Source organism: Nonomuraea recticatena, from assembly GCF_039533245.1.
Classification (GTDB): Bacteria; Actinomycetota; Actinomycetes; order Streptosporangiales; family Streptosporangiaceae; genus Nonomuraea; species Nonomuraea roseola.
In genome coordinates this window covers 1-3075 of record NZ_BAAATE010000094.1, presented here as the reverse complement: position 1 = coordinate 3075, position 3075 = coordinate 1, and the positions used below count along the sequence as shown (strand labels likewise).

Genomic DNA, 3075 nt, shown 5'->3' with positions numbered 1-3075 from the left:
CCGATCGTCGACCCGCCGCCGCCCACCACCCTGCGGGCGCGTCGGCGCCGGCGGAACCACCCGCAGGAACAACTCCCACAACTCATCAGGCGCCAGCTGGCAAAGGAACGCATCCACGAACGAACCAACGATCAATCCCCAAATGAGTCACGGTCTAAGTGCCCGCGGCCTGCCGTACGTGCTCGCCCTCAAAGGCACCACCAGCGCGTATCTCGCCGATGTCGTCCCTGAGACACTGCCCTACTCCGGCAACGGTCGCCGTCCGGTGGCCAAGTACCGCAGCGCGCCCTCCACTCTGCGCGAGTTGGCCCTGGCCGCAGGATGAAGCAGTCTGCGCCGGGTAAGCTGGCGACAGGGCACCAAGAAGAGCAAAGGCACCCGGCCGCCACGATGCGCTCACGCTTCCTCGTGCTGCGGGTACGGTCCGCCAACCGCGACATCCCCGCCCAGCATGACGGACATCTGCCCGAATGCTGGCTACTGGCCGAATGGCCGCCCGGCGAGCCCGAGCCCACCGACTCCTAGCTGTCCACCCTCCCGCCGCAGATCCGGCTGCGGGAACTGGTTCGCCTGGCGAAGATCCGCTGGCGGATCGAGCATGACTACCGCGAGCTCAAGACCGGCCTGGGCTTGACCCACTTCGAGGGGCGTTCCTGGATCGGCTGGCATCGCCACGTCACAGCTGGGGCGGCCTGACCTTCTACAAGATCCTTCATATGCTCCAGGCGCTGTTAGCCACCTGGACAGGCCGATGCCCCACCTGCCACCAACAACCACCATGACGAACTAACAAAGTACTACTAGCACGGCTCTACGTACCAAGCGTGGGAGGCGTACCTGAAATTAGTAACGTACACCTCTTGCCACGGCCCCACGCACATAAACCAGTTTGGCGCGTCACGGGCATCTACTTCAATCCTGATCTTGGTACCCCCGCAGTGGTTGTAGCGAAGCTCCGCATTCCATGCGGAGCTGGAGCGGTAGGCGCCGCACTGCCAGCCCACGGGGGCCTCGAAGATGCCGACGTCTTTAGAGGCGGCGGGTGCGGTACGAGCATCGGATGCTGGTGCGGGGGGCGCTACGGCGACGGTTGCCGAGGCCGTGGCCGGGGTAAGCGAGCCGGCGAGTAGCCCACCGGTAAGGAGTAGTCCGCCCATGGCGCGCTTGACGGTCAGCACTAGGTCTCCTCGCGTGCACGATTATTTTGCTGCTTCATCTAAGCGCAAGCCGTCAGACCAATGTGAGCGAAAAACAGTCATATAACGCACCTTTACGGCCATCCCCGCTACAAGAGCATCTCCAGGTCGACGAAGAAGCGTCTGGACGACGGAGTATTATCCGCTCGCGGCGGCAGCGGCGGCCAGCCGGGACGTTCTCGACGAGCTGTTGGCCCACACTCCGCCCGGCGCACAGCGAGAACGTCAACTTCTTCGGTGTCGTCACCGTAGACGTGGAAGCGGAGATGGCCACGCTGGACGGCGGCCGCTGCGTCCGAGGGCTGCGGAGAAGACCCCGAAGTGATCGCTTCCGGTCGGCCGTCCTGAGCCGGTGGGAAGACGCTGGTGCGCCTCAGCCGAGCAGCTGCAAATTTCGTTCGGTTGGCATTCCAGGGTGCCGACCGGGCCACGGTGTCTCCTCACTGGGAGTAGCACCGTCATCATCCCACCGCAACCACAACAGCAGTGCCGAGACTCGTGAACACGCCCAACCCAGGTCGCCCTGGTGCGGCCCGCCCTAACGAACAGACGGTGCCCGTTCTCGTGTTCCTAGCTATTCACCCTGTTCTGAGACAGGACACTATGACCACCACATCATCTCCACACCAGCGCAGCGCCCCGGCCAGCACACGCCTTCCCACAGGACGTCGTGGCTAGCGGCTTCCTCTACACCGCCGGGATGGGACCGCATGATCCCGTCACCGGACAAGTCGTGGAAAAGACGCTCGCTGAGCAGACACGGCAGGTGTTGCGCAATCTGGGTGCGCTACTGGCGGAACAAGGCCTCGATTTCTCACACGTGGTGAAGGTGACCACACCCCTCGCCGAGTTGGATCGCGACTTTCACGGCTACAACACCGTGTACGAGGAGTACCTTTCGCGCCTGTTCCCCGCCCGGACCACCGTGGGCTCGAAACTGGCTGGAATCCTGGTCGAGATCGACCTCGGACCATATGACGAGCGCGATCCCGTCACTGAAGGTCCTGGACCGGATGGTCGCCCTGCGCGTCGCCGCGCCTCGCGAGCTGCGCAGACAGTTCGGCGTGCGGCTGCGCGAGCTTTGCGAAAGGCACGGCCTCATCCAGGAGCAGCTGGCGCGAGTTGGCCGACGTCGACCGCAAAACCATCAACCGGATCAAGAACGGATGTATAGCCCGATCTGGGCAAGGTGTTCCAGGGCGCCAGCCTGGGCACCACCAGCTGATCGCGTCCAGGGCAGCGTCGTTCAGGGTCCGGTTGGCGGCGCTAATCGTAGGCGATGAAGCCCTTCGCGAGGGTGCAGACTACCCGCATGGCCCTATGTCCAAAAGATCACCCCATGACTGATCTTGTAGTCTTCCGGCGGATGGTGGTGATCGTTGAGGCGTGGTTTGACGACGGCGAGGGAGATAGGCCGTGGCGTTCTCTGGCATGCGAAGCATCCTCCTGGTGATGGCACTCCTGGGCAGGGGCGGGGACGGTGGTGCGGCAAAGCGTGGATGCCTTGCTCGATGCGGATGCCGGGGCCTGGCAGAGGAAGGCGATGTGAAGCTGGCCATGGCCGGCCGGAGCGGATGGGACGAGGAAGGACGTAGGTGTTAATTGCGGGGGCGGAACCCGGGCGTAATGTCAGCTCTCCGGTCACCGACCCCCTCGCGGGGTACGACAACACGATCGGCAGTACGGGCTATGCCGTCGATGTCACCCCCGTGTGGGGGCAGAGCCTGCCCGAGTTGGCGAACGTACTGATCGCGTTGCTGTCTACGGGTCGGATGTGGCCTAAGAGCTGCTAACGCAATGAGGTGAGGCGTCGCCAGCAGATGAGTGCGCAGGCCAGCTTGAGGAAAGCCTCGTGGATGTCGGCACGGACCTCCCAACG

Annotated in this window: 2 protein-coding genes and 3 pseudogenes; 2 read left to right on the top strand and 3 right to left on the bottom strand. The window is 63.9% G+C overall.

Annotation, left to right across the window (positions count from 1 at the left end; all coding sequences use genetic code 11):
* Positions 1–117: pseudogene (locus ABFX50_RS50405) on the bottom strand (IS5/IS1182 family transposase); the annotation flags it as partial.
* A 34-nt stretch (positions 118–151) separates the two neighbouring features.
* On the opposite strand from ABFX50_RS50405, the pseudogene ABFX50_RS51770 reads away from it, so the two are divergent.
* A pseudogene (locus tag ABFX50_RS51770) lies at positions 152–696 on the top strand (transposase); the annotation flags it as partial.
* Between the two features lie 104 nt (positions 697–800).
* Here the strand turns inward: ABFX50_RS51770 and ABFX50_RS51765 are convergent.
* On the bottom strand, positions 801–1157 hold the full coding sequence (locus tag ABFX50_RS51765; protein WP_379506988.1) for a DUF6355 family natural product biosynthesis protein: 357 nt from the start codon (positions 1155–1157) through the stop codon (positions 801–803).
* A gap of 679 nt (positions 1158–1836) precedes the next feature.
* On the opposite strand from ABFX50_RS51765, the pseudogene ABFX50_RS50390 reads away from it, so the two are divergent.
* Positions 1837–2148: pseudogene (locus tag ABFX50_RS50390) on the top strand (RidA family protein); the annotation flags it as partial.
* Positions 2149–2188: 40 nt separating this feature from the next.
* Here the strand turns inward: ABFX50_RS50390 and ABFX50_RS50385 are convergent.
* Positions 2189–2356 carry a hypothetical protein gene (locus ABFX50_RS50385; RefSeq protein WP_346158379.1) on the bottom strand — a complete coding sequence of 56 codons (168 nt, stop codon included), beginning with the start codon at positions 2354–2356 and terminating at the stop codon, positions 2189–2191.
* Positions 2357–3075: the final 719 nt, after the last annotated feature.

Coding starts and splice junctions, on each gene's coding strand:
- ABFX50_RS51765 (WP_379506988.1), bottom strand. CDS start 1,157: ATGGGCGGACTACTCCTTACCGGTGGGCTACTCGCCGGCTCGCTTACC.